The sequence below is a fragment of the Gelidibacter mesophilus DSM 14095 genome (assembly GCF_000423005.1).
GTDB lineage: Bacteria > Bacteroidota > Bacteroidia > Flavobacteriales > Flavobacteriaceae > Gelidibacter > Gelidibacter mesophilus.
Map to the genome: position 1 here is coordinate 18,209 of NZ_AUHD01000001.1, position 25,986 is coordinate 44,194.

Sequence of the window (25,986 nt, forward strand, 5' to 3'; positions counted from 1 at the left end):
ATGAAAGAAAAAAAAACGTATATAATAGCTGAAGTTGGTCCAAACCATAACGGTAGTTTGGAACGGGCTATTTCATTAATTAAAGATTTAGCGAATATTGGAGTTGATGCTGTGAAGTTTCAAATTAGCAAATTAGAAAATGCTTATTCAAAAGACGCCTTTAAACCAAAATATCAAATCGAGAATGATGCTGAAAAAACTCCATTGGAGATGTCAAAGAAATATCAATTGCCATTTGAGGATCATATCACATTAAGTAAGGTATGTAAAGAAAATGGAGTGGATTATCTATGTACTGCATTTGAAATGGAGAGTCTTCGATTTCTTACAGATAACATAGAAATGCCATATTATAAAATACCTTCTGGAGAAATTTTAACGCTGGACATTCTTACGCATATTTCTAAACAAAGTAAACCAATTTTACTATCAACTGGGATGGCTACTTATGAAGAAATTGAGCAAGCAACAGAAGTTTTAAAAAGAAATGGTAATAAAGAAATCACCATCTTACATTGCATAAGTAATTATCCAACGCCAGCAGTAGATGTGAATTTAAATGTAATGTTGGAATTGCACAGAAAGTTCAATACTCCAGTCGGGTTTTCGGATCATACCATTGGCAATGATGCTGCAATTGCTGCTGTGGCTTTAGGTGCTACAGTTGTTGAAAAACATGTTACGTTCGATGTGAATGCAGAAGGGCCTGATCATAAATCTTCTTCTACTGTTGAGGATTTTGCTTCTTTAGTAAGGTCTATTCGGAATGTGGATCTTATGTTAGGTTCTTCACAGAAGATTTTTTCTGAAAAGGAGATAGAAATTAAAAGAGCAGCTCGTAAAAGCATAGTTACTACTCAGGATCTTTTTGCAGGTCATAAAATAGAAGAAGATGATCTTTGTTTTAAGCGTCCTGGCTTTGGTTTTAGTCCAATGCAAATGGGTGAAGTCATAGGAAAAACTTTATCAAGAGACATAGAAAGCAATCGAGTAATTATGAAAGAAGACTTTTTATGAAAAAGACAATAGGTTTTTTTACAGGTGCCCGTTCTGATTACGGGATTATGAAAAACTTAATTAAAGATGTTGAAGAATTAGGTGTTTTTAACACACAAATTTACGTGTCGGGTATCCATCTACTCGAAAAATTTGGCAATACTGTAAAAGAAATTGAAAATGACGGATTTAGTAAATATTCGGTTATAAAGGCCTTCGATGAAGATAATGAGCCTGGTTATAAGGAATTCTCTAAGATTATTGAAACACTAAGTAAAGTTTTGCAAGATGAAGCTCCTGATGTCATGTTCTTGATTGGAGATAGGTTTGAGTCTTATGCAGCCGCACTTGCCTGTCATTTTTGTGAAATTTCCATAATACATTCCGGTGGAGGCACGCTTACCAAAGGGGCAAATGATAATATTTATAGATATAACATTTCTAACTTAGCAACGTACCATTTCGCTACATCTAAAGGTAATTATGAACGGCTATTAAGCTTACCAGTGATTGTTGATGAAAATGTATTTTTTACAGGTTCTTTTGCAATTGATGGAATTAATGAATTTAAAAGAAATCCATTGCCAGTTGCAGAGATAGTTACAGGATTAAAAAGTGGTGAGTTTTGTTTGGTCACGTTCCATTCTGTTACTCAATCTAAGGAAAATGTTGCAGATATAATGGATGGGGTCATCAGGACGATTCTTTCTTATGGGAAGCAGGTTTTACTCACCTATCCTAACAATGACCCAGGTTATCAGGAAATACTTAACGTAATTGAAAAATGGAAATCTAACAAGAATGTTTTTGTAAGAGAGCACCTTGGAGCTGTTGGATATTATGCCGCATTAAGAGAATGTTTGATGATAATAGGAAACAGCAGTAGTGGGATTATAGAGGCACCTTATTTCAATAAAACTGTATTTAACATTGGCTCTAGACAAGAGGGCAGAGAAATAGATGATTCTGTAATAACGCTACCATGTGATGAAACACTCATTCTTAATTTGTTGGAACAGCATTTAAATCAAAGCAGTACTGAAAAGACATGTAATCATATCTATGGTGACGGCGATGCATTAGTTAAAATTCGTAAATTATTATCTGAACATATTTTGCCAAGAATTTAACTCACCTATATATCTAATATGACTTTCATGTTACATTATAGCATGAAAGGCGGAAGATAAAAAAGCCTCGAAGAAGATGACAATATTAAGATTTTATAATCTAAATTAATGAATTCAATAGAAAAACATACCGTTCTAAAAGATACAAGTGTTAGAGAAGCCTTGATCAAGTTAGATATTCTTGCGAGTGATGCCATATTATTTGTTACAGATAACGAGAAAAAACTGATAGGATCACTTACAGATGGAGATTTAAGAAGAGGCTTTATAAAAGGTTTGGGTTTTGAAGATTCCTTGATGAAATTTATTCAGTCAAATCCTTCTTATATTGTAGAGGGTGAATTTGTAATGGATGAACTTGAAAGATTTAAGGCTCGAAATTTTAAAATAATTCCAGTCCTAAATTCTGAAAAACAAATTGTTGATATTATTAATTTCAGAGAACAGTCTACTATAATTCCTGCAGATGCCATTATTATGGCAGGTGGAGAGGGCCAACGTCTTCGACCATTAACCGAAACCACTCCGAAACCATTATTAAAAGTCGGTGGAAAACCCATTATTGAATATAATATTGATAGATTAAAACAAGTAGGAGTTAAGAATATAACACTAAGCATAAATTACTTGGGTGATCAGCTTGTGGAATATTTTGGGAATGGACATAATAAAAAATTAAACATTCAATATGTCCGAGAGATCAAACCATTGGGGACAATTGGTTCAATATTGTTGGTCGACGAATTTCAGCATAATGATATTATTGTGATGAATAGTGATTTGTTGACGAATATTGACTTTAAAGACTTCTATAAGACTTATAAAGATTCTGATGCTGATATGGCCGTTGCGGCAACTTCTTATCATGTTGATGTACCGTATGGTGTATTAGAAGCTGATCAATCGAATAAAGTTCTCTCTCTGAAAGAAAAGCCTCGTTATACTTATTATTCCAATGCAGGCATCTATATCCTTAAAAAGGATTTATTGAAAATGATTCCAGAGGATCAATTTTATGATATTACTGATCTCATGAAGCGGATATTGGAAATGAACTTAAACATGCTCACTTATCCCATAAATGGCTATTGGCTGGATATAGGAAAACATGAAGATTTTGAAAAGGCCCAAAATGATGTTAAGCATATACGATTTTAAATGAAACCACTAATAATTATTCCCGCAAGAGGAGGTTCGAAAGGAGTTCCGGGTAAGAATATTAAATTATTAAATGGGAAACCTTTGATACAGTATACTATTGATGCTGCTCGAGAGGTGTTTGCAGATGAAGATATTGTTGTCAGTACTGACAGTGAAAAAATCAGAGAGACTGTAATTAATTTAGGATTGGATGTTCCTTTTTTAAGACCAAAACATTTAGCAATTGACACCGCTGGTACATACGAAGTTTTACTTCATGCGATTGATTTTATGGAACAAAATGGTCGTCGCTATGAAACTTTAATTCTTCTACAGCCAACTTCTCCTTTCCGAACGGGACAACATATTAGACAGGCATTAGAACTTTATCATGAAGATCTTGATATGGTAACCGCCGTTAAAGAAACGAGCTCCAATCCGTATTATGTTTTAAAGGAGGAAAATGAACAAGGTTTTTTAGAAACCTCAAAAAAAGGAAGTTTCAAAACTAGACAAGAATGCCCAAAGGTATGGGAAACGAATGGGTCTATATATATTATCAAAATTCAATCATTAAAAAAAAGACCAACCAACCAATTTTCTAAAATTAAAAAATATGTTATGGATGAAATAGCATCACATGATATAGATACTCCATTGGATTGGAAAATAGCTGAGTGTATTTTAAATGACTAAAAAATCATTTAAACAAAAAGCTAAATCTGGCATGGGGTGGTCGTTCTTAATACAAGGCGGCAATCAGGTTATTAACTTTGGTGTTTCTATAATTTTGGCCAGGATACTTATGCCTTCAGAATTTGGCTTAATAGGAATGATTGCCATTTTTATTATCATTAGTAAAGAATTTGTTAATGGTGGGTTTTCAGCGAGTTTAATTAGGGCTAAAAACGTGGATAACGCTGATTATTCTACAGTTTTTTTTATAAATATCGTTTCATCCGTCCTCATGTACGGATTGCTATTTTTTACGGCTCCTTTAGTTGCTCAATTTTACGATGAGCCTATTCTAACAAATCTAATTCGGGTGTTAGGGCTGATTTTGTTAGTAAGTGCATTTTCTTTTGTTCAATCAACAAAACTCAATAAAGATCTTGATTTTAAAACACAATTTAAATTACAATTGCCGGCATTGGTTCTTAGTGCTGCAATTAGCATTTGGATGGCAAATAATGACTATGGAGTTTGGAGTTTGGTTGTAAGAGACTTAAGTTATGCCGGATTTGCAACCATTCAGTTATGGATATATAGTAATTGGAAGCCAAGTTTCATATTCGATAAAAATAAATTAAAATATCATTTTAACTTCGGGTACAAATTGTCACTTACTCAAATTATAAATACCTTATTTGATAATTTATATAAAGTAATTATAGGTAAGTTCTTTTCTGCAGCTCAACTGGGGTATTATACTCGGTCAAAATCTTTGGTAGAAATGCCATCGGGATTCTTTATCTCAGGTTTCAACCGTGTTGCTTATCCTTTATTATCGAGTATAGGTGAGGATCAAAACCATTTAAAATCTGTATACAGCCGCTTGATGAAGATGCTTGTATTTGTAGTTTCACCAATTTTAATTTACTTGGGGATTATTGCTGAACCTCTTATTAATTGGCTTCTGACTGAGAAATGGTTGCCGATAGTACCTTATTTTCAACTTTTAATAATAGCAGGACTTTTCTATCCCGTTCATAAGTATAATCTTAATATCTGCAAAGTTAAAGGTAGAAGCGATTTGGTGCTCAAATTATCCATGTTAGAGAATTTCTTATTGCTTGTTGGTGCATTTTCGGCAATTTGGTTTGGTATTTACGGATTGTTGTTTAGTCTAGTAGCCGTAAATATTATAGTGACCATTGTTAATGCATTTTATTCAGGACGGTTAATAAATTATGGGCTCCATTATCAAATTAAAGATCTCTATCCTAGCTTTCTTGTTGGTTGTTTTGCAGGCTTACTCACTTTTGGGCTTAGTAATTATGTATTGTTCCAATTTTCAGATTTTACCAGAATTATTTTATCAGGAGTTTTCTATTTTATAATTTACCTAAGCGCTTCTTTTTTATTAAAGATACAAGCAATATCAGATCTTAAGAGTTTAATTAGAAAGAATTAAAATGACAACCAATCTTTTTCTGACACATACTGAATACCATCTTTTGCAAAGTATCCATATAGCTTCTACTTTGTACTCAGGAAATCAGGTGGAAAATATAATCTTTGTGATTCAAACAGAAACAAGGCTAAAAAATGTTAACCCTTTGCAGAGAATTGATAATATTCAATTTGAATATTTAAAGAATGCTAATGAAAAAGAAAAGTATCCAATTCTCAAGGGAATAAAATGTGATAAATTTATATTCTTTCAGGAGGATTCGTTATTCAATTGTAATCTTGTCAGCTACTACAAGAAGAATTTTAACACAGTGATAGGTTTAGGACCAGATGGATATAAGCCATATGCAGTTTACAAAAAAAAACATGAAACGCTGTCTATGCTGAGAGATACATTTGAGGCTTATAAAAATTTAATTAGGAGTAATATTATACCTACAATTTTTCAGTGGTCTAAGCATTATCAATATGCCTCTTCTAATTTCTTAGATGAAATTTACTTAACAAATCCTGACAAATTTAAGCATAAGAAAAAGAAGCCAAAATTTGATATTATCACAATACCGGAATTCAATGAAGTGTCTTTAAACAGAGCCGGTGAGATTTTCGACCTAAAGGAAAATTTGTTTCCTATAGATGAGAAGAGTATTTATTATTTCAATCAACCATTCAAAGAAAACCTTGACAAGGTTGAAATGGAATTCTTAAGGGAATTAATAGAATTGTATCCAGATAAAACACTTTATATTAAACTGCATCCACAAACCAATGATCAGAAAAGAAAAAAATATCTGAGTTTAAAAAGAGTAGTAATGATAGATTCAAAAATTCCAGCTGAGTTATTTATTTTAAAGTTGAGAAAATCGATTCTGTTTACGGGATGGTCAACTGTGTTAATTACCAATAATCCCTCTTGCAATTTATATTTCAATTTACCCATTTACAAAAATCAAGGTTCAAAAGCTATGGATCAATCTAAGTTAACTATTCTTCCCCATATTACTTTGGTCAATAGTCCCTCTGAAATGGAATTTCCGATATAAATAAAAAACCTACTATTTCTCACAGAATAGATTTAATAAATTAAAATGAATAGTGCGTCACAAAAAATCTTGAATAATAAAGGAGTTTTATTTCTATTGTTTTGGATATCGCCAATTATTCCTTTTCTATATGCCATCAAAAACTTTACTAACCGGAATTATCGTTTTTTGATTTTGATGTTTGCTTTTTTGTTTGGATATTCCTTTATACCACATGCAAATTCAGATACAGAACGTTATATTGAATATTATGATTATGTTAAGCACTTTAGCTTAAATGACTATGTGCAAGAGATATCCTCTATTTACACTACAGAAGCACGTTTTAAAGATGTTTATTTGGTGACTTTGATGTTTTTAGTATCGACGTTCGGAGCTTCCTTTAAGATACTTATGGGGGTGCAAGCAGTTTTATACTTTTCTTTTTTTATTGGTATCTTAAATTTGATTTTGGATCAAGTACGGCATGTAGATTATAAAAATTATATTGTTTTTCTCTTGGGTTGCGTATTTATATACTCATTGTCTGCCGGTGTTAATGGGATACGATTTCCAACCGCATTTATGGTTTTTATATATTTTTCTTTAAAATATAGTTTCAATTCAAGGTGGATTTACGTATTGCTGGCAGGTCTTTCTTGTTTAATACACATTGCTTTGATACAAGCTTTTTTGGGCCTTCTTTTGTTCTTTGCATTAAATAAAATAAATAATACATATTTTAAATTTTTAATTGTAATTGTTTTTGCATTGGTTCTTTATAATTTAAATATCCAAGAAACTTCTCAAATCCTAAATAATGAGGTTATTTCAGAAAAAGTTGAGGATTATACTAATCAAGATTATATTGAAGAAAGAGAGCAGCACACACAAAATTGGAATTGGTATATTCAATTCAATCAATATTCGAACTACTATTTCCTCATGATATTGTTTTTTTTATCTATGTTAAAGTTAAAATCTAACCTTGTTGTAAACCGGTTAGCCTTAATTGTCATGATATTTTTAATTATATCATTATATAATGAAATTTATTTTGATTCTATCAGTAACAGGTATCGGCAGTTTTTCGAGTTTTTTGCTTTGGTTTATTTAGTCGTATTGTTTGCATTTACACGTGAAAATCGATATAAGAAAGTAGGGAGAAAAATATATGCAATTATATTATTAATCTCTATTTTAATTCAATTTAGATCGCTGTCATACAATCTCGATATTATTCGTTTAACTATATCCCCTGCTATTAATTTAATGGAGTTTGAGGGAGTTAATATTTACAATTTATTTTAAATATATAACGTATTAAAAATAATTTTATAAATCACATTCTCTTATAAATTTTGGTTAATTAAATTAAAGAGAAAGGCTCATACTTAATTGTTTAAAAAAAAATCTGAACGAATGTATGTAACTGAAAATATAAAAAGGCTGCGATATATTTCTTCTTTAGGTTTTGTAGTTAATTTAATATCATATAAGATCTATATTTTTATTAAATACCGTCTGCTACCGGATCGATATTATATCCAAAAGAATTTTCAGGAAATTGTAGGTCATGACTTAAATTTGAAGTCGCCTAAAACTATGACTGAAAAAATCCAATGGTATAAAATCAATTATAAAAACCCATTGATTGTAAAATGTGCTGATAAGTTCGAGGTTCGGAACTATATTAGAGAAACTATAGGTGAGAAGTACCTAGTGCCGTTAGTGTTCCATACAAGAAATTATAAGGAAGTCAAGCCAGAAAATTTCCCAGATTATCCAATTGTTATTAAAGCAAATCATACCTCTGGGACGACGCATTTTGTTAGGAATAAAAAGGAGGTAGATTGGCAGGTGATTCAAACGGACTGTAGATGGTGGTTACATTTAAATTATTATTATACAGATAAGGAATGGCAGTATGAAAACATTGAGCCTCGAATTGTCGTGGAAAAAATGCTAACTGATGAAGATGGGAGTATCCCTTCAGATTATAAGCTACACTGTTTTAATGGGAAGTTTGAATTTCTACAGGTAGATCTTGGTCGTTTCGGCACCCATAGACGGAATATTTATGACCGAAATTGGGAGTTATTACCATTTACGTTTAGTATGTTGGATAAGCATCGAAACCCCAAAACGCCCCGTGGACGCAGTGTGGATCGTCCTAAAAATCTTGAATTGTTAATAGATTTAGCCGAGACCCTCGCTAAGCCGTTTCCATACGTTAGAGTAGACTTTTACGTTATTAAGGATAATATATTTTTTGGTGAACTAACGTTTCATCATGGTGGAGGCTACGAACAGTTCACTCCGGATAAGTGGGATTTATATTATGGAAATAAAATTCCTTTAATAAAAGGTTAGATCTCAATGAGATCTAATGGTTAGAAGAATTACTGAGTGTAATATTACTTGATGATTTCACATTCTGAATATTTTCTTCTACACCATGTTTTGAGCGGAAAAAAAATATTAGAAATTGATGCATCATTTTAAAAATCGAAAATGCTGACCTTTAAACAGAAAATTGCAAAAAATTACATTAACGCGCTTGGATGGAAAACCAAACAAAATTTTTTAATTATTGAAAGTGATGACTGGGGCGCAGTTAGAATGCCATCTAGTGAAGTTTACAATACATTAATTAAAAACAATATAGCCGTAGATAAATTTAGTTTTGATAAAAATGACTCTTTAGAATCTGAAGACGATTTAATTGCTTTATTTGAAACGCTTAATAAATTTAAAGACATTGAGGGGAATCCAGCTGTTTTAACGGCCTACCACGTAGTTGCCAATCCGGATTTTGAAAAAATTGAAGAGAACAATAAAGCAGAGTATCATTATGAAACTATTCTTGAAACCTATGCTCGGAATAAACATACCGAGAACGTTCCCAAATTAATCGAACAAGGCATGAAGGATGGGCTTTATATCCCTCAATATCATGGCAGAGAGCATATTCATGTCAAACGGTATATGGAAGCTATAAATTCTGATTCTGAGAAAGAACAAATTGCTTTTAAAAATAGGGCAATTATCTCTACTAGGTCTACTAATTGTCTAAGGCCTTATAAAGCGGACTACTTTAAGGGATTTGATTATAAAGATAATAAGGAACATAAAGATTTAGAAGCTATCCATCGGGATGGCCTTAAAATCTTTAAAGAAATTTTTGGAATGCCCTCCGTCACTTTTATGGCCCAAGGGAGTGTTTGGGGCAATCATATATTACCAATGCTAAAGCAAGAAGGGGTGCAGCTTGTTTCTGGTCAACAGACTATACCTATCCCAGGAGGTAAATATAAAACTGTGAATAAAAATTGGGGTACTAAAAATAAATATAATCAAATCCATTGGCGACGCAACTGTATGTTTGAATCAGCCCGTGATCAAAACTTTGATTGGGTAGGAAAATGTTTAGCAGAAATTGAAATTGCTTTTCGTTGGGGTAAACCTGCAGTGATTAGCTCTCACAGAGAGAATTTTATAGGCAGCATTTTTGAGGAGAATAGAGAGCGATCTTTAGAAAAGTTAGAGATTTTACTAGAATCAGTTTTAAAAAAATGGCCTGATGTCAGATTCATAAGCTCTGCACAATTGGCGGAAATAATGATTAAAGATGTAATCAATTAAAGTTGTTTTACAATTTATTTAAAGACGTCTCCTTAAATAGAAATGAGAGAACTAAAACAATTGGTAAAGGTTTTCGTAATAAGAGTAAAGCGTAATATCATGTTACTAAGAACGCAATGGGGCTATTAGGAAAAAATTTACAGGGTATAATCATCATTGAAGGGAATCCTCCCAAGTTAGTACCGAGTAGACAGGTTTAGAAATGAAAGAGTTTTTGAAGAAGAACATTATAAACTTTAAAGGTAAATCAATATCTAAGAAACTTATCGTGATCGAATCCGATGACTGGGGAAGCATTAGAATCCCTAATCGTGAGGTTTCAGAAGCTTTAATTGAGAAAGGATTATTAAATAAAAATGATCCTTTTGATACTGTCGATTGTTTAGAGAATGCAGAGGATTTTAGGGCACTTTTTGAGGTGTTAGGAAATTTTAAAGACCATTTAGGCCATAGTCCCATCTTAACCGCAAATATGGTAATGGCGAATCCAGATTTTGATGCCATTAAAGAGAATAATTTCAAAGAGTACAAATATGAGCTCTTTACCGACACTTATAATAAAACTCCAAAATCATCTGAAGCTTTTGAAATCTTACAACACGGCATTCAAGAGCGGCTCATCACTCCTCAGTTTCATGCTCGGGAACATTTGAATGTTAGTTTGTGGATGCGCTACCTTCAGGAACAGGATCGTGATTTTCATTACGCGTTTGAAAGAGACTGTTTTTCTATAAAAGATGCTTCGCCTAGCAATAGGAGAAATAATATCATGGCTACTTATGATTATTATTCACAAGAGGACTTAAAAGTCATTGAACAATCGATAAGAGAAGGTTTAGAACTTTTTGAAACTATTTTTAATAAAAAATCTGAAACGACCATTTGTCCTTGTTATGTGTGGGATGATCCTATTGAAACAATTTTTAATGAGGTAGGAATCAACAATTTTCAAGGCTCAAAATATCAAAATATACCTGTTGCCCATACCAATCACTTTAATCGGCAGCTTCGCTATATGGGGCAGAAGGACGATGCGAATACTTATTTTATTCGAAACTGTCTTTTTGAACCCGCACTCAACCAAAAAATAGATTGGGTAGATAAATGTTTGGAGAGTGTAAAAGTGGCGTTTTTTTGGAATAAGCCAGCGGTTATAGGGACGCATCGTATAAATTTTGTTGGAGGCATTGATCCGAGTAATAGAGCTAACAATCTTGAACAACTACATTTACTTTTGTCAAGGATTTTAAAAAAGTGGCCAGAAGCGGAATTTATTGCTTCTAATGAATTGACAACTTATTATAACTAATCAACTTTTGACAGCTAAAAAACTTCTCATTGTTTCTCCATCCTTAAAAATGGGCGGGATCGAACGCGCCTTAACTAATTTGGCAAACTATTTTGTGGATCAAGGTGTTAAGGTTGTTTTTGTGTCCTGTCTATCGGGAAAAGCATTTTATAAATTGGATCCGCGCATTAAGCTTGTAGAGCCTACCTTTAAAAGACAAGGGGGCCCTATAAACAAGATCACTTTTTATTATCAGCTAGTTAAATTTATTCGAACAAATTACCGCAATGAATTGCCCAAGGCGGTATTGTCATTTGGAGATGTTTTTAATCCCTTTGTCTTGTTGGCCTTAAGAAATGAAAACGTCCCGGTTTATATCTCAGACCGAACGAGTCCGGATTATCAATTTAAATTCCCAATCCCTTTTTTAAAGGTTTGGCTATATCCTAAGAGCGCAGGTTTTATTGCCCAAACCACACGTGCAGCAAACTACAAGAAAGAGCAGTTTAATGATCGATTATCAATAGAAGTCATCCCGAACGCGCTAAAAGAAATCGAGCTAACCCATCAAAAACGCGAAAACATCATATTATATGTAGGTCGTTTTGCCTGGGAAAAGGCACCACATTATTTAATTGAAGCATTTGCACAAATAGAACAGAATAAAGATTGGCGTTTGGTTATGGCTGGATCAGGTCCTTTGTTAAACGAGATGAAAGCGCTTGCACAGCAGCTTGGTATTGCAGACAGAGTAGAGTTTTTGGGTGATGTAAAGGATGTGGATGTATTATACGCAAAAGCGGGCATTTATGTGCTTCCCTCAGTGATAGAGGGATTCCCAAACTCCCTATGTGAAGCTATGGCTGCTGGGGTGCCAAGTATTTGTTATGATACCATTCCGCATGAGGATATTTTTACCGCACCCAAGATGGGCGTGGTCTGTAATGAATTAAGTAGTAATAGTCTTGCCAAACAAATTGAGGCGTTAATTAAAGATGAAAATTTGAGAGTGGAAATCGGGGCCAATGCCTCAAAAATAGGAGAGCATTTAAATATAAATAGGATAGGGGAGCGCTACCTCAAATTTATGGAACTGAGCACATGTTAAATCAAGTTTATAAAATATATTACGCCTTACCTAACTTCGATTTTTTAGGAAAATTTGGGAAGGGCATCAATCGTGCTTTAGGGATTTTCTGTAAAAAGATTTTGGACCGGACGGTTCCGAAAAAAATGTTAGCCACCCAAAACGAAATGACTTCGGGGATTAATACGGAGCCTCGGAATGCGCTTTATATTGTTTCGCTGACTTCTTTTCCAGGACGAATAAATGACGTTTGGATATCTGTAGAATGTTTATTAAGACAAACCTTTAAGCCAGATAAAATTATATTATGGTTAGCGATCGATCAGTTTCCGGATCAAAAGATTCCTGAATCTCTAATCAAGTTAAAAGTTAGGGGCTTGGAAATCAAATTTTGTGAGGAGGATTTGAGGGCACACAAAAAATACTTTTATACACTGGAACGTTATCCCGATGCCCACATCATTACGGTGGATGATGATTTGTATTATGATGATGGGTTATTGGAAAATTTATACCAACTCCATCAAAAGCATCCCCAACATATCGTCACCAACCGTGCCCATAAAATGCGATTTGATGCTACCCATAAAATTAAGCCTTATAGACAATGGGATCATAATGTGAGTTGTAAAGACGCCTCCCACTTATTGTTGGCTACAGGCGGCGGAGGAACGTTATACCCTCCAAACAGTTTACATGATGAGGTTTTGGATAAAGAGGTGTTTAAAAACATATGCTTTTTAGCAGATGATATTTGGCTCAAGTGTATGGCCTTAAAGAAAAGGACTAAAGTAGTTACCAATTCAAAATATAACAAAGATCCATTAAGCATCAGGAACAGTCAAATGGAAAAATTAGTTAGTGAGAATGTGCTCTCAGGCGGGAATGATCAACAGTTAAAAGATGTTTGTGCACACTACTCCATTGATTTGACAGAATATATAGATAAATGAATAAAAAACTAGTCATAGGCATCACCTACGAAGGCACCGTCAATTTATTACAAGGACAACTTGAGTATTTTAAATCTTTAGGCTATCAAACCTATTTGTTAGGGCCATATAGCGAACGATCCGCTAAATTTTGTAGGGATGAAGGCTGTGAGCATTTGATTGTTGATATTGAAAGAGACATCTCTCCATTTGAGGATTTAAAAACCTTATGGGCTATAATTAAAATATTTAGAACCGTAAAACCGGATATTATTAATTTAGGAACCCCAAAAGTCTCCTTGCTGGGAATGATCGCAGGTTATGTGACGGGTGTTGAGAAGCGGTTTTATACTTGTAGAGGCTTCCGTTTTGAACATGAAAAAGGTGCAAAAAGAAAAATTTTGATAGGGATGGAAAAAATAACGGCTGCTTTAGCGCATAAGGTCATCTGTATCAGTAACTCTGTTTTACAATTAGGCCTGGCGCATCATGTGTTTAAAAAGTCTAAGACTGTAGTTATCAATAAAGGAAGTAGCAATGGGGTGAATCTCGGTTTATTCAACCCTGAAATTGAAGCCTATGCCGAGGTAAAAGCAAAATTGATTAAAAAATACAGCTTGGAGAATTCATTTGTTTTTGGCTTTCTGGGCAGAATTGTAGATCGAAAAGGCATAAACGAACTTTATGAGGTTTTTGACAAGATATACCAAACAAATCCTGAAGTCAAGTTGTTTTTGGTTGGTCCTTTTGAAATGACACAAATAGCAGATCCTGCTTTAGTTCAGAAAATTGATGCTCACCCGGCCATTATAAATTATGGTCGCGTTCTTCAGGAAGAAGCTCCTGCTTTAATTATGGTCATGGACGTTTTTGTATTGCCAGCTTGGTGGGAAGGCTTCGGGAATGTTTTGGTTCAAGCGGCCGCCATGGGCATCCCGGTAATTTCCACAATGGGCACGGGGACTATCGATGCGGTTTCTGACGGGTATAATGGCATATTAATTCCGGTAAAAGACGAAGTGAAGTTGGAAGATGCTATGAGACAATTGATGACTGATGTCAATCTGCGGCAAGAATATGGACTAAACGGTATAACATGGGCTCGTAATTTTGATAGAGAGGTGATTTGGGAAAGTATGCACAATCTTTATCAGATCTAAAATTATAAAACCAGTTATCAAATCATAATAAAGAAATTTTAGAGCTTTTCGGCAGACAAACTTTGTAAAGATCAATAGATTCTTATTTAGAGCACATTTGATGTGTATCATGCCTTTGAGTTCATAGTTATTTAGTAAATTTGCAGTTACAAAAAATGAATGTAATGGAAGAAAAATTTTTAGAATTATTTAAAGAAACCTTAGATATAGAAGATAGAGAATTGAAAATGTCAGACAGATTCAGAGACTACGAAGAATGGGATTCTATCGCTAATTTATCGGTAGTTGCAATGATTGATGTTGAATACGAAGTCATTATTGAAAATAGCGTATTTAAAGAATTACAAACTTTACAAGAGCTTTGGGACAGCATCCAGTCGAAAAAATAGTGTTATGCAACATTTGTTTTCTTTAGAAGGTAAAAAAATATTGATCACAGGAGCGTCAGGTGGCATAGGAGAATCAGTAGCTCTCACATCAGGTTTACAAGGAGCGGAATTGACAATTTCCGCACGTAATCAAGAACGTTTAAATGAGGTTTTAAAAGATCTTTTAACTGATAGTGTTAGACATACCACAATTCCATGTGATCTATCTTCCGCTGCGGATTTAGATGCTTTGGTAGAGTCCTTAGAACCCTTGGATGGTGTTGTGCTGAATGCTGGTGCCGTGAAATTGGCACCAATTGCATTTATAAATGATGCTACTGTCGATGAATTGTTCGAGATAAATGTGCAGAGTTCAATTAGATTGATGCAAAGGCTGATCCGTAAAAAAAAGATAAAAAAAGGGGCGTCGTTGGTTTTTATCTCTTCCATCTCCACTCAAAAGGCAACCATTGGAAATGCAGTGTATAATGCCACAAAGGGAGCAGTTAATGCTTTTGTAAAATCATTGGCATTAGAATTGGCCGCTAAGCAGATAAGGGTCAATGCAATAATGCCAGGCTTTGTACCTACAGGAATTTTGAAAACGAGCGGAATTTCAAAGGAAGAATTGGACGCGCACCAAAAAAACTACCCGTTAGGGCGATATGGTAAGCCAGAAGATGTGGCTTATTTATGCGTTTATCTTTTATCCGACCAAGCAAGTTGGATGACTGGTGCATTGTTAAATTTGGACGGTGGGTTTTCCTTAAAATAATGAGCTTACCTCTATCTTGCAATTTATAGTACTTTCATAATCCTTGTGATCCTAACAGAAATCTTAAATTATAAAAATAATGAACTTAGTAATTATTGGCGCCGGAGGATTGGCTAGAGAAGTGTTTGATTTAGCAAATGTATGTTATGAGAATGATGCCAATTTTAAGATCAAAGGGTTTTTAAGTATCGAACAAACTAATGTTGAAGAATTAGGCTATCCAAAAATATTGTCAAGCAGTAAGGATTATAAAATTGAAGAGGGCGATGTATTCTTTTGCGCCATAGGCGAGGTCTCAATTAGAAAAAAGGCGGTTCAAAATATCCTTAAAAAAGGGGGTAAGTTTATTAACTTGATTCATCCTACTGCCATTATCTCGCCAAGTGTGAAGCTAGGTAGTGGCGTGGGTATAAAATCTTATTGTGTCATTTCAAGTGATGTTAGTATTGGCGACTTTACGTATCTACAAAGCTCTGTGATAATGGGGCATGATGTTAGAATTGGGGGTTTTTGTCAAATCAATTCCTTTGCGTTTTTTGCGGGCTATGCAGACGTTAGAAATGGAGTGACCATAAACGCTGGTGCAAAGTTGATACAAAATGTTGTGGTTGAAGAGGACGCCGTAGTAGGCATGGGTAGTGTTGTATTGACGAAAGTAAAAACAGGAACTACCGTGTTTGGAGTGCCCGCAAAAAGACTCTCCTTTTAAAAACTGAAATGATGAGAAACTTTACTTATAACGGTATTGAATTGCTTGGGATGTGCACGGCTTTACCAAAAACTAATCAGGGAGAGAAAGGTGCGTACAGAGCCATCGCTGTTGAGGAGCAAACAACAGCCGACTTAGGCTTTTTAGCAGCACAACAAATTATAGAGGTAACACCAGTGGAGCGGGATGAAATAGGTGTATTGATTTTTCTTACCAAAACCCCAGATTATCGAGGACCTGCCACAGCCATGGTCTTACAAAACAGATTAGGAATATCAGAAGATTGCATTGTATATGATGCGCCAACCGGAAATGCGGGTTTTGAAGTTGCTATAAATTTAGGAGGATCACTGCTTAGTGTTTCCTCAAAGAAATATGCCTTGATTGTTTTTGGGGATACGGTTTCAAAGCAGTTTACGACGGAAGATATAGGTGCTTTAAATGTTCAAGACGGCGCTACATCAATGCTCTTTAATAAGAAAGACACCTCAAATGGCACCACGATATCTACATTGACCTTAAGTGCGCATTGGTCCTATTTTATGCTGCCTTCCGGAGGTTTTAGGAATAATAAATCGGTATTTGAAAATCTTAATTCTAAAAGATCGCAGCAAACAGCGGCGCATTTACATATTGATTTTCCAAGTATTTTTTCAGCGATACATCCGGAGATGGAGCGTGTCAAAACAAAAGTGCTCGAACTGATGGATTCTGAAACGTATTCAAACGTCATTATATTAATTAATTTACTAGATGCTGAGTTGGAAAAAAGATTGGTAGAATTATTTCAATCTGATCCTTATAAAGACCATATCTATTTAAGCAGTACGTTTGGCCCACAAACTATGGCGGCAACAATTCCTTTAATGATTTCTAAGATCTGTGGAAATAAGCAGGTGACAGATTGTCAAGTGATATCAGTTTCACTTGGAGAGGGACTTTCTATAAATATTGCTAGCTTGGCAGTACATGAATCCGCAATTTTAGAATCCATTTATTCAGATATATATTACGATAATGGTTTTGTAACACATGAAATGTAATTTCTGATAACATGACGAAAAGTACAATTAAAAATATTAAAATCGCTGGTGTTTCAGTAGCTTTGCCTACCCAAAAGGTTGAAGTAAAGTCTTATACGGAAACTTTTGGAGAAGACATCATACGAAAATTTATTGAAACAACAGGCGTAGAGAGTGTTTGTAGATCCATTCCAGAGCAAACAGCATCTGATTTGGGTTATGAAGCTGCATTAAATTTGTTTCAAAATACGGAAATTAAAAAAGAGGAGATTGGAATTTTAGTTTTTATCAGTCAAAAACCAGATTTTAGAACTCCAGCGTCTTCCTATTTAATACATAATCGATTGGAGCTTTCAAAAGATTGTTTGTGTTTGGATATCAACTTGGCCTGTTCCGGTTTCATAGTGGCTTTGCACTCAATTCATACCCTCTTACAGAATTCAGATGCTCAAAAAGCACTTTTAATCACTGCTGATACCTCACATAAAACACTTTCTCCCTTTGATAGAACGATGATTATGCTCTTTGGGGACAGTGGTTCAGCTTTATTGCTGGAGAAGACTAAAGAGAATGTTGAAGCTCATTTTACGATAAAGTCCGATGGAAAACGTTTTAAAAGTATTATAACGCCATCAGGAGCCTATAGAAATCTTGATGCTCCAAAGCAACGCGTCGTTTGGAGTGATGGTATTCTAAGATCAGATTACGATACCCATATGAAAGGCATGGACGTTTTTGAATTTTCTTTGACAGATGTACCCAAACTATTCAAGACATTTTTAAAGGAACTGGATAAGACACCAGCGGACTATGACTATTTTACATTACATCAGGCCAATCACTATATCCTGAAACAGCTCTCTAGAAAAATTAAAATACCCATGGAGAAAATACCAATTTCGCTAGATCGTTTTGGTAATAATAGTAGTAATTCTGTGCCACTAGTTTTGGCCGATCATTTCTCAAACCTAGAGCCACAGACATTAAAGTTATTTATGTCAGGTTTTGGTGCTGGTTTATCTTGGGCTTGTGCCGACATAACGATTGATTCAGATGTAATATTACCAATTGTGTACACAGATGCATATGATAATTTAACCTAATATTTATGAATACATTAGAAACTTATAACGCCATTTTTACAGAAACTTTTCAAGTTGAAGAAAATGTTTTGGACACTGATTTTAATTCTGATACAGTAGAGAAGTGGGATTCTGTATGTCAATTGAGTCTGGTGACAACTATGGAAGATACTTTTGACATTATGATGGAACCTGAAGACATTATAGGATTCAAGTCCTATGAAATTGGTAAATCTATTCTAGCAAAATATGATGTAACCATAGCATAACACTATGAAATTATTAGAAAACAAAGTGTGTTTGGTAAGTGGTACCAATAAGGGTATCGGACATGCTATTGTAGAAGCTTTTGCCAAACATGGCGCCATTGTTTATGCTCACGCTCGTTCAGTTGGATGCATTGACCAGTGGACAGATAGCCTATCTGAAAAGTACCAGACCAAAGTTGTTCCTGTTTATTTTGATGTCACAGATTTGGACGTCGCAAGAAAACGTGTGATGGCCATTAAAACTGCTGAAAAAAGAATTGATGTGCTTATCAATAATGCGGGGATGGTGACCTATGAAATGATTCCGATGGTCCAAATGAGTACTTTTAAATCAATGATTGATGTGAATGTGGTTGGGGCATTTAACTTATTACAAATAGTGTCAAGAATAATGACACGTCAAAAATCGGGTTCAATCATAAATATGGCGAGTATAGTTGCAGATAGGGGCGCAAGTGGACAAGTATCTTATGCAACTACCAAGGGAGCCGTAATTGCGATGACAAAATCTGCCGCAAAAGAATTAGCACCTTTGCAAATTAGAGTGAACGCAGTAGCACCTGGCATGGTTGGGACTGTTAGGTTTAAAGATGTTTTTGAAAAAAATTTCCAGGAAAAACTAAATAATATTGGAATGGGAAGATTGGCAGAACCGGAAGAAATTGCCGATATGTGTTTGTTTTTAAGTTCTGATATGTCAAGCTATGTTACTGGACAAATTATAGGAGTTGATGGAAGTACGGAATTATAAATTCGGGATATGAGTTATTTTTTGGGAATTGATACAAAGGAAGCGGCAAACATTGCGGCCATTGACGATGATGGAAATGAAATTTCTTATGGAGATTTAGTGCTCTATTGTAATGGCTTACAACGTACTATATCGTCGCGATCTCTCGTGTTTCATTTTTCTGAAAACTCTGTGGATTCTCTATGTCTTTACATGGCTTGTATGCATGCCAAAGCAGTTCCTTTATTATTAAGTCCACAAACCGAGCGGGATTTAATCAGTTCCTTAATTAAAAAATACCAACCAAATTATATTGTGGCCCCCGAAAGAATCTGCCATTATTTTGATGGAGAAGTCGTAGAAGTGAGAGGAAATTACAAATTATTAAAATTAAACTCTCCCGCGCATCGGTTATTCGACCAACTCTCGCTGTTGCTCCCTACGTCAGGCTCAACAGGAAGTCCTAAACTCGTAAGACACAGTTATCATAATTTGGAAATGAGTGCTAAAAATGTGTCCCAATTTTTTGGATTAGTGGCTACTGATAAAGCATTTCTTTTTTTACCAATGTATTATACAATGGGGCTTTCGGTTATTCACAGTCATTTAAAAGTTGGTGCAGCTATAGTCTTTACGAAGTCAGCAATGACCGATGCTAAGTTTTGGAGTTTGCTAAAAGAAAGTAGCCCCACGGTTTTAACAGGCGTACCTTATAGTTTTGAAATCTTAAAAAAGTTACGATTTTTTAGAATGAAAATGCCGTCTTTAAGAATTCTTACTCAAGGTGGAGGTAAATTATCTAAAGAATTATATGATGACTGTCTTCAATATGCCGAAAATAATAATGTAGAGTTTATTCCTACCTATGGACAAACCGAAGGTAGTGCCAGAATGACCTTTGTGGAACCTTTTATGTCAACTTCCAAAAAAGGAAGTATTGGGAAGGCCATTCCTGGTGGTATGCTGTCCATTATAGATGATCAAGGTTATGAATCTTTTGAAGGTGAAGCCGCTGGAGAATTAGTATATAGAGGTCCAAATGTCACTCTAGGCTATGCAAACTCTTTGGAAGATTTAAATTTAGATGACGACCGGCACGGTATTTTACATACCGGCGATTTAGTTGAAAGAGATGCTGATGGTTATTATTTTATCGTCGGAAGAAAAAGTCGTTTTTTAAAATTATTTGGCATACGTGTTGCGTTGGATGAGATTGAAAAGTTGATAAATGACTCATTTGAACTAGACTGTGCTTGTGGTGGGAATGATCAAAAAATGATCGTTTTAATCACGAGAGCCGATATGACTCAAAAGGTATCGGATTTTATCGTGGCCAAGACAGGACTTTTTCATCAATCATTTGAAGTTGTTTATGTTGAAGATATTCCCAGAAATGAAACTGGAAAAGTGATTTTTAATGACCACATTTAAAATATTCAGATTTGTCAACCCTTATAAGAACGCAAATACCTATGTGGTTCAAATCGATGAACACGATGTGTTGATTATTGATTTGGGGAATTATCCAACAACAGAATTTGTCAATTGGTTAAAACATCACAATAAAAATATCGTAGGTCTTATTCTCACACATGAACATGCTGATCATTGCTACGGCGTGGACGCATTGAAAGATTACTATGATTTTAATCTCTATTGCTCTGAAGCATGTGCCATAAATATGCGCGACCCTAAACAAAATTACTCACGCTATATAGAGGAATTTGAAACATTTGCTGTGAAAAGTAAAGCCATAATTGTCAAAGATAATGACATGTTGAATTTTAGTGGATTTCAATTAAGAGTTATGGAGACTCCTGGACATAGTCCTGGAAGTATTTGTTTGTTCTTTGAAAACGGCGTTTTTACAGGAGATACTATTTTAAATAACGTAAAAACCCCATTAAGCTTCCCTCATAGTAATAAACTGGATTATAAAAAATCAAAAAAGATAATCATGGAGAATTTACAATCTCATACCACAATATATCCCGGTCATGACGCCTCTTTTTTAGATAATTCGTTTATTAAATAAGTGCAATGGTTATTTGATGAATTAATGAAATGATTGGTATTGATATTGAAAGTATTGCGAGGTTTGAAAAATTATATTCAAATAAAAAGAGACTTCTTGAAAAGATGTTTAATAAATATGAATGGGAATATGCGCTTACCAAACCAAATCCATCACAGACATTAACTGGAATTTGGTGTGCAAAAGAGGCTGTTTTAAAGGCCATCTATCCTTCAGAAGAAATCTTCATAAAGGATATTACGATTAAACACAAAAAGTCTGGTGAACCTTATGTATTCCTAAACTTCAAACAACGGGAGTCAAAAGTAATTCATATCAGTATTGCACATGCCAAGGAATATGCCACCGCCGTTGCACTTATAACCTCTATGTAAATTTAAAATGTTTAGAGTTTTCTACGTGAGACAATCAAAATTAATCAGAATATTAAATGAGCAAAGATCAAAAAACACAAGTTTATCCACTAATTAAAAGAAGTTTTGATTTTCTAATATCTCTTATTGGTATTCTTTGTTTGTCACCACTTTTTCTGATCATCATGTTGCTACTTAAATTAACTGGTGAAGGGGAGGTTTTCTACTTGCAACAACGCATGGGTCTAAATAATAAGCCGTTCTATATTTACAAGTTTGCTACCATGTTAAAAGATAGTCCCACTATGGGAAACAAAAGCTTGACTGTGAGAGACGATCCGAGAATTACTAAAGTTGGTAAGCTATTGCGCATTACAAAGATTAATGAGTTACCTCAAATCATAAATGTTTTAAAAGGAGATATGGCATTGGTTGGACCAAGACCACTTTTGACCAGAAGTTTTCAGAATTATACACCTGAAGTTCAAAATTTAATTTATAAAAATAGGCCGGGCATTACAGGACTCGGATCATTGATTTTCAGGGACGAGGAGCGGTTGGTGACGGTTTATAAGGAATTTGGAAAAGATCCAGTTCACTATTATAGAGCATATATTTATCCTTATAAAGGTACACTTGAAAAATGGTATTATAATAATTGCTCCCTTGTAGTCGATTTTAAAATTCTCTTTTTAACATTTTGGTCTTTGGTCAATAGTAATTCTGAGATAGTCTATAAATGGTTTAAGAATTTACCATCAAAACCTGAATCCTTAACTTTGAATGGCATAAAGAATCTGTAAATTAATCAGATGGTTAGTGTTTTAAAAGAATTGCCCAATATATCTTTGTACTTTTTTATTTGGGGAATTTCTGTATTCTAGCTCAAAAATATCAAACATAAGTTGGTTACATTAGTTGTTGTTCTAGGAATTATAGCATTTTTGATTTGTTCTACGAGTTACGTGCCAAAAAAGCTCATTGCTTCTATTGAAAGCGCCTACAACCCGATTAACTTGTATGGACTAGATAATAACGCAGCTTATTATATACATGTATTGGGCACGGGTGCAACCATGGATTCAAAATTACCTCCGACCATGAATTTAGGACAGGAACCATTGAAACGTTTAATTGAAGGGGTTCGCCTTAACAAGCATTTAAATCATGCTGTATTGGTGACTTCTGCAGCTTCAAAAAAACTGGATAAATGTCAAGCGGAAATTGCCAAAGTTGCTGCAATTTCTCTGGGCGTTGATTCTTCAGATATTAAAATGTTGAAGACGCCGATGAATACATTGGAAGAAGCTCAGGCGTTTAAAACAGAATTTGGAACAGATAAACAGCTTATTTTAGTTACCAGTGCGGTCCATATGCCAAGAGCTGTTGAAATATTTAGAGATCAAGGTCTGAATGTCATCGCAGCTCCGTCAAGCTATGATTACAAACAAGACGGACAGCGTTATAATGGAATCACATTTCCTTCCTTTAACTCTATTGAACTTATGAATAGGGTTCATATAGCGCATCTTAAACTACTGTACTATAGGGTTTTTAAGAAAGAGTAATTTTTTTGAATAAAATTGGCAGCAAAAAATTATAAAACATATAAACAACACAATTAATGATACCATTATCAATACCAAAAATAGAGGGCAATGAGTCCAAATATGTGCAGGATTGTTTAACTACCGGATGGATTTCTTCAGCGGGCAGTTACGTCAACCAATTTGAGGAGATGATTGCCAAATATGCTGGAGCAAAATATGGTGTGGCCTGTATGAATGGTACGGCAGGACTTCATATTGCCCAAATTTTATTGGGTATTACAGCGGACGATCACGTGATTGCACCAAACATTACATTCATAGCAACTTTAAATGCCATTAAATATACGGGAGCACATCCTATTCTAATTGATGTGGATGCTCACAATTGGCAGATGGATTTGAATCTATTAGAAAACTACTTTGAAGAGCAAACAGAACTGAAGTCGGTCAATGATGAAATCTTTAGCTTTGATAAAGGGACCGGAAAACGTGTTCGCGCCATTATGCCTGTGCATGTCCTCGGGAATATTGGAAATATGAATCGGCTCTTGGAAATCTCTCAAAAATACCATTTGGAGATTATCGAAGACAGTACGGAAGCGCTTGGCAGCACTTTTGAAAATAAGCATGCGGGAACTTTTGGGAAAATTGGTGTTTTTAGTTTTAATGGCAATAAAATCATCTCCACTGGAGGAGGAGGCGTAATTGTGACAAACGATGAGGACATCGCCAAAAAAGCACGGCACTTAACGACCCAGGCCAAAGTCAGCGCCATGGATTATATCCACGATGCCATTGGATTTAATTACCGATTAGTGAATGTTCTTGCTGCCATTGGAGTTGCTCAAATGGAAACCTTTCCAGAAACTCTAAAAGCGAAGAAATTTATGGATGCTTTTTATAGAACTCATTTGGAAGGTGTTGGAGATATTAAATTTCAGGAGATCCCAGAAGGCACCGATCCTAATTGTTGGTTGTTTACCTTTAGCACGTCTCGTATGAGAGAATTATTAGATTATCTAAATGCCAATGGCGTACAATCCCGTCCATTTTGGATGCCGATGAATCAGTTAGATATGTTTAAAGATGAGATTTACATTACTAAAAATGATGTCTCAGCATCTGTTTATGACAACAGCATTAGTATCCCGAGTTCAGCTGGGATAACGAAAGAGCAATTGGAGACGGTGGTGGAGACGATAAAGACATTTTACGAAGGATAGAGAAATTTATTCTTATAGCTAGTTGCATTTTTTTATCCCCCTTTTAGGGGCCGGGGGTCAGGCCCAAAATATGTTATAAAACTCCAAAGGCCTTTTTTCCCCTTTAGAGACTGAGGGTAAGAATAAGAATTCAAAGTTTTCTAATATCAATTTGTTATCATAACTTGACCTCCCCAGCTCCTCCTAAAGGAGGGGGTTTAAAAAGACACATTTTTTTATCCCCCTTTAGGGGTCGGGGGTCAGGCCCAAAAATATGTTATAAAACTCCAAATGCCTTTTTTCTCCTTTAGGGGCTGAGGGTAAGAATAAGAATTCAAAGTTTTCTAATAGCAATTTATTATCATAATTTAACCTCCCCCAGCCCCTCCTAAAGGAGGGGAGTTTAAAAAGACACATTTTTTTATCTCCCCTTTTAGGGGTCGAGGGTCAGGCCCAAAATATGTTATAAAACTCCAAATGCCTTTTTTCCCCTTTAGGGGCTGAGGGTAAGAATAAGAATTCAAAGTTTTCTAATAGCAATTTATTATCCTAATTTAACCTCCCCCAGCCCCTCCTAAAGGAGGGGAGTTTAAAAAGACCCATTTTTTTATCTCCCCTTTAGGGGCCGGGGGGTCTAGCCCATATCTATATTAAAAAAGAAAAATGCAGTTTCACCCCTTTAGGGGCCGGGGGTCTAGCCAAACCTAAAGAATATTGTTGCCGAAGTTAAAGTCCAAGTCTAAATTTAATACTTTAGTGAAAAAAGACAATCCTTATCATGATGAAAGTTTGTTTAAAGGAGCACCAAAAAGTGCTTTCCTTAAAGCAAGACTTTTGCGTAATAAGATGACTCCTTCAGAAAAAATATTATGGGGCTATTTACAAAATAAAAAATTTGAAGGATTTAAGTTTAGACGCCAACATCCGATACATCTTTTTATTGTTGATTACTATTACCACGAATTAGGATTGATTATTGAAATAGACGGGGCCTATCATGAAACTAAAGAGCAGGAGGATCTTGATGAAAAACGAACAGAATTATTGAAGTTTCAAGGTTTAACTGTCATACGGTGTACAAACGAAGAGGTGTTAACTGATATAGATACCGTTTTAACAAAAATCAAAGAAACAATAGATAAAATCAACAGCTCTAGACGTAAAGGAATTTAACCTCCTAGCTACTCCGAAAGGTGGGAGTTTAAAAAAGTCGAATGTTTTCATCACCACTTTAGGGACCGGGGAGGTAAGTCAGAACATATAATAAAAAAGCAAGTTTTTTTTACACCCCTTTAGGTGGGGGTAAGTAGATAACATAAAAAGCTTTTTAACACACTCCTTCAGCATCTGGAGGGTTA

General features: G+C 34.8%; 27 protein-coding genes. All 27 read left to right on the forward strand.

What is annotated here, in order from left to right; translation table 11 throughout:
• The 27 genes from G525_RS0100105 (at nucleotide 1) to G525_RS0100235 (ending at nucleotide 25,801) form a co-directional block, all read left to right on the forward strand.
• Nucleotides 1–1,017 carry an N-acetylneuraminate synthase family protein gene (locus G525_RS0100105; RefSeq protein ID WP_035478705.1) on the forward strand — a complete coding sequence of 339 codons (1,017 nt, stop codon included), beginning with the start codon at nucleotides 1–3 and terminating at the stop codon, nucleotides 1,015–1,017.
• Nucleotides 1,014–2,126, forward strand: a complete 1,113-nt coding sequence (neuC, locus tag G525_RS0100110; RefSeq protein WP_027124313.1) for a UDP-N-acetylglucosamine 2-epimerase — start codon at nucleotides 1,014–1,016, stop codon at nucleotides 2,124–2,126. The genes G525_RS0100105 and neuC overlap by 4 nt, the downstream gene beginning before the upstream one ends.
• 108 nt (nucleotides 2,127–2,234) lie before the next feature.
• The gene (locus G525_RS0100115) at nucleotides 2,235–3,284 is read left to right on the forward strand and encodes a nucleotidyltransferase family protein (RefSeq protein ID WP_027124314.1); all 1,050 of its coding nucleotides are present in this window, start codon (nucleotides 2,235–2,237) and stop codon (nucleotides 3,282–3,284) included.
• Nucleotides 3,285–3,962, forward strand: coding sequence for an acylneuraminate cytidylyltransferase family protein (locus tag G525_RS0100120; protein ID WP_027124315.1), 678 nt, complete (start codon nucleotides 3,285–3,287; stop codon nucleotides 3,960–3,962).
• Nucleotides 3,955–5,400 carry a lipopolysaccharide biosynthesis protein gene (locus G525_RS0100125; RefSeq protein WP_027124316.1) on the forward strand — a complete coding sequence of 482 codons (1,446 nt, stop codon included), beginning with the start codon at nucleotides 3,955–3,957 and terminating at the stop codon, nucleotides 5,398–5,400. The genes G525_RS0100120 and G525_RS0100125 overlap by 8 nt, the downstream gene beginning before the upstream one ends.
• A gap of 1 nt (nucleotide 5,401) precedes the next feature.
• Nucleotides 5,402–6,442 (forward strand): polysialyltransferase family glycosyltransferase, encoded by a 1,041-nt coding sequence (locus tag G525_RS0100130; RefSeq protein ID WP_027124317.1) that lies wholly within the window; start codon nucleotides 5,402–5,404, stop codon nucleotides 6,440–6,442.
• A gap of 45 nt (nucleotides 6,443–6,487) precedes the next feature.
• Nucleotides 6,488–7,732 carry an EpsG family protein gene (locus tag G525_RS0100135; protein ID WP_027124318.1) on the forward strand — a complete coding sequence of 415 codons (1,245 nt, stop codon included), beginning with the start codon at nucleotides 6,488–6,490 and terminating at the stop codon, nucleotides 7,730–7,732.
• A 294-nt stretch (nucleotides 7,733–8,026) separates the two neighbouring features.
• Complete coding sequence (locus G525_RS0100140) at nucleotides 8,027–8,794, forward strand: ATP-grasp fold amidoligase family protein (protein ID WP_169514416.1); 768 nt, start codon at nucleotides 8,027–8,029, stop codon at nucleotides 8,792–8,794.
• A 141-nt stretch (nucleotides 8,795–8,935) separates the two neighbouring features.
• Entirely contained in the window at nucleotides 8,936–10,066 is a 1,131-nt protein-coding gene (locus G525_RS0100145; RefSeq protein ID WP_035478707.1) for a hypothetical protein, read from the forward strand.
• Between the two features lie 202 nt (nucleotides 10,067–10,268).
• Nucleotides 10,269–11,375, forward strand: a complete 1,107-nt coding sequence (locus tag G525_RS0100150; protein WP_027124321.1) for a hypothetical protein — start codon at nucleotides 10,269–10,271, stop codon at nucleotides 11,373–11,375.
• A 7-nt stretch (nucleotides 11,376–11,382) separates the two neighbouring features.
• Nucleotides 11,383–12,462 carry a glycosyltransferase gene (locus G525_RS0100155; RefSeq protein WP_157491838.1) on the forward strand — a complete coding sequence of 360 codons (1,080 nt, stop codon included), beginning with the start codon at nucleotides 11,383–11,385 and terminating at the stop codon, nucleotides 12,460–12,462.
• Nucleotides 12,456–13,394: a hypothetical protein gene (locus G525_RS19930; protein ID WP_051209656.1), complete on the forward strand. Its 939-nt coding sequence runs from the start codon at nucleotides 12,456–12,458 to the stop codon at nucleotides 13,392–13,394. The genes G525_RS0100155 and G525_RS19930 overlap by 7 nt, the downstream gene beginning before the upstream one ends.
• The gene (locus tag G525_RS0100165; protein WP_027124323.1) at nucleotides 13,391–14,533 is read left to right on the forward strand and encodes a glycosyltransferase family 4 protein; all 1,143 of its coding nucleotides are present in this window, start codon (nucleotides 13,391–13,393) and stop codon (nucleotides 14,531–14,533) included. Before G525_RS19930 ends, G525_RS0100165 begins: the two co-directional genes overlap by 4 nt.
• 164 nt (nucleotides 14,534–14,697) lie before the next feature.
• Nucleotides 14,698–14,922, forward strand: a complete 225-nt coding sequence (locus G525_RS0100170) for an acyl carrier protein (RefSeq protein WP_027124324.1) — start codon at nucleotides 14,698–14,700, stop codon at nucleotides 14,920–14,922.
• Between the two features lie 4 nt (nucleotides 14,923–14,926).
• On the forward strand, nucleotides 14,927–15,676 hold the full coding sequence (locus G525_RS0100175) for an SDR family NAD(P)-dependent oxidoreductase (protein WP_027124325.1): 750 nt from the start codon (nucleotides 14,927–14,929) through the stop codon (nucleotides 15,674–15,676).
• Between the two features lie 79 nt (nucleotides 15,677–15,755).
• Nucleotides 15,756–16,385 carry a NeuD/PglB/VioB family sugar acetyltransferase gene (locus tag G525_RS0100180; RefSeq protein WP_051209658.1) on the forward strand — a complete coding sequence of 210 codons (630 nt, stop codon included), beginning with the start codon at nucleotides 15,756–15,758 and terminating at the stop codon, nucleotides 16,383–16,385.
• Nucleotides 16,386–16,393: 8 nt separating this feature from the next.
• Nucleotides 16,394–17,428 (forward strand): hypothetical protein, encoded by a 1,035-nt coding sequence (locus G525_RS0100185; RefSeq protein ID WP_157491839.1) that lies wholly within the window; start codon nucleotides 16,394–16,396, stop codon nucleotides 17,426–17,428.
• An 11-nt stretch (nucleotides 17,429–17,439) separates the two neighbouring features.
• Nucleotides 17,440–18,510, forward strand: coding sequence for a 3-oxoacyl-ACP synthase III family protein (locus tag G525_RS0100190; protein ID WP_027124328.1), 1,071 nt, complete (start codon nucleotides 17,440–17,442; stop codon nucleotides 18,508–18,510).
• Between the two features lie 5 nt (nucleotides 18,511–18,515).
• Nucleotides 18,516–18,758, forward strand: a complete 243-nt coding sequence (locus G525_RS0100195) for a hypothetical protein (RefSeq protein ID WP_027124329.1) — start codon at nucleotides 18,516–18,518, stop codon at nucleotides 18,756–18,758.
• A gap of 4 nt (nucleotides 18,759–18,762) precedes the next feature.
• Nucleotides 18,763–19,509: an SDR family NAD(P)-dependent oxidoreductase gene (locus tag G525_RS0100200; protein ID WP_027124330.1), complete on the forward strand. Its 747-nt coding sequence runs from the start codon at nucleotides 18,763–18,765 to the stop codon at nucleotides 19,507–19,509.
• A gap of 9 nt (nucleotides 19,510–19,518) precedes the next feature.
• Nucleotides 19,519–20,919 carry an AMP-binding protein gene (locus tag G525_RS0100205; RefSeq protein WP_035478709.1) on the forward strand — a complete coding sequence of 467 codons (1,401 nt, stop codon included), beginning with the start codon at nucleotides 19,519–19,521 and terminating at the stop codon, nucleotides 20,917–20,919.
• Nucleotides 20,906–21,523, forward strand: a complete 618-nt coding sequence (locus G525_RS0100210) for an MBL fold metallo-hydrolase (RefSeq protein WP_027124332.1) — start codon at nucleotides 20,906–20,908, stop codon at nucleotides 21,521–21,523. Before G525_RS0100205 ends, G525_RS0100210 begins: the two co-directional genes overlap by 14 nt.
• A 29-nt stretch (nucleotides 21,524–21,552) precedes the next feature.
• A complete protein-coding gene (gene acpS, locus G525_RS21535; protein ID WP_051209660.1) occupies nucleotides 21,553–21,897 on the forward strand; it encodes a holo-ACP synthase in 345 nt (114 codons plus the stop codon).
• Nucleotides 21,898–21,953: 56 nt separating this feature from the next.
• Complete coding sequence (locus G525_RS0100220) at nucleotides 21,954–22,679, forward strand: sugar transferase (RefSeq protein WP_051209662.1); 726 nt, start codon at nucleotides 21,954–21,956, stop codon at nucleotides 22,677–22,679.
• A gap of 102 nt (nucleotides 22,680–22,781) precedes the next feature.
• Nucleotides 22,782–23,444: an ElyC/SanA/YdcF family protein gene (locus G525_RS19940; protein WP_157491840.1), complete on the forward strand. Its 663-nt coding sequence runs from the start codon at nucleotides 22,782–22,784 to the stop codon at nucleotides 23,442–23,444.
• 56 nt (nucleotides 23,445–23,500) lie between these two features.
• Nucleotides 23,501–24,649 (forward strand): LegC family aminotransferase, encoded by a 1,149-nt coding sequence (locus G525_RS0100230; protein WP_027124334.1) that lies wholly within the window; start codon nucleotides 23,501–23,503, stop codon nucleotides 24,647–24,649.
• Between the two features lie 735 nt (nucleotides 24,650–25,384).
• Nucleotides 25,385–25,801 (forward strand): endonuclease domain-containing protein, encoded by a 417-nt coding sequence (locus G525_RS0100235; RefSeq protein ID WP_027124335.1) that lies wholly within the window; start codon nucleotides 25,385–25,387, stop codon nucleotides 25,799–25,801.
• Nucleotides 25,802–25,986 lie beyond the last annotated feature (185 nt).

Bases quoted from the DNA above. Each gene is read 5' to 3' on its own strand.
- acpS (WP_051209660.1), top strand. From the start codon at position 21,553: ATGATTGGTATTGATATTGAAAGTATTGCGAGGTTTGAAAAATTATAT.
- neuC (WP_027124313.1), top strand. From the start codon at position 1,014: ATGAAAAAGACAATAGGTTTTTTTACAGGTGCCCGTTCTGATTACGGG.
- G525_RS0100125 (WP_027124316.1), top strand. From the start codon at position 3,955: ATGACTAAAAAATCATTTAAACAAAAAGCTAAATCTGGCATGGGGTGG.
- G525_RS0100150 (WP_027124321.1), top strand. From the start codon at position 10,269: ATGAAAGAGTTTTTGAAGAAGAACATTATAAACTTTAAAGGTAAATCA.
- G525_RS0100200 (WP_027124330.1), top strand. From the start codon at position 18,763: ATGAAATTATTAGAAAACAAAGTGTGTTTGGTAAGTGGTACCAATAAG.
- G525_RS0100120 (WP_027124315.1), top strand. From the start codon at position 3,285: ATGAAACCACTAATAATTATTCCCGCAAGAGGAGGTTCGAAAGGAGTT.
- G525_RS0100210 (WP_027124332.1), top strand. From the start codon at position 20,906: ATGACCACATTTAAAATATTCAGATTTGTCAACCCTTATAAGAACGCA.
- G525_RS0100140 (WP_169514416.1), top strand. From the start codon at position 8,027: ATGACTGAAAAAATCCAATGGTATAAAATCAATTATAAAAACCCATTG.
- G525_RS19930 (WP_051209656.1), top strand. From the start codon at position 12,456: ATGTTAAATCAAGTTTATAAAATATATTACGCCTTACCTAACTTCGAT.
- G525_RS0100105 (WP_035478705.1), top strand. From the start codon at position 1: ATGAAAGAAAAAAAAACGTATATAATAGCTGAAGTTGGTCCAAACCAT.
- G525_RS0100230 (WP_027124334.1), top strand. From the start codon at position 23,501: ATGATACCATTATCAATACCAAAAATAGAGGGCAATGAGTCCAAATAT.
- G525_RS0100165 (WP_027124323.1), top strand. From the start codon at position 13,391: ATGAATAAAAAACTAGTCATAGGCATCACCTACGAAGGCACCGTCAAT.
- G525_RS0100190 (WP_027124328.1), top strand. From the start codon at position 17,440: ATGACGAAAAGTACAATTAAAAATATTAAAATCGCTGGTGTTTCAGTA.
- G525_RS0100115 (WP_027124314.1), top strand. From the start codon at position 2,235: ATGAATTCAATAGAAAAACATACCGTTCTAAAAGATACAAGTGTTAGA.
- G525_RS0100185 (WP_157491839.1), top strand. From the start codon at position 16,394: ATGATGAGAAACTTTACTTATAACGGTATTGAATTGCTTGGGATGTGC.
- G525_RS0100195 (WP_027124329.1), top strand. From the start codon at position 18,516: ATGAATACATTAGAAACTTATAACGCCATTTTTACAGAAACTTTTCAA.
- G525_RS0100220 (WP_051209662.1), top strand. From the start codon at position 21,954: ATGAGCAAAGATCAAAAAACACAAGTTTATCCACTAATTAAAAGAAGT.
- G525_RS0100175 (WP_027124325.1), top strand. From the start codon at position 14,927: ATGCAACATTTGTTTTCTTTAGAAGGTAAAAAAATATTGATCACAGGA.
- G525_RS0100170 (WP_027124324.1), top strand. From the start codon at position 14,698: ATGGAAGAAAAATTTTTAGAATTATTTAAAGAAACCTTAGATATAGAA.
- G525_RS0100135 (WP_027124318.1), top strand. From the start codon at position 6,488: ATGAATAGTGCGTCACAAAAAATCTTGAATAATAAAGGAGTTTTATTT.
- G525_RS0100180 (WP_051209658.1), top strand. From the start codon at position 15,756: ATGAACTTAGTAATTATTGGCGCCGGAGGATTGGCTAGAGAAGTGTTT.
- G525_RS0100145 (WP_035478707.1), top strand. From the start codon at position 8,936: ATGCTGACCTTTAAACAGAAAATTGCAAAAAATTACATTAACGCGCTT.
- G525_RS0100205 (WP_035478709.1), top strand. From the start codon at position 19,519: ATGAGTTATTTTTTGGGAATTGATACAAAGGAAGCGGCAAACATTGCG.
- G525_RS0100130 (WP_027124317.1), top strand. From the start codon at position 5,402: ATGACAACCAATCTTTTTCTGACACATACTGAATACCATCTTTTGCAA.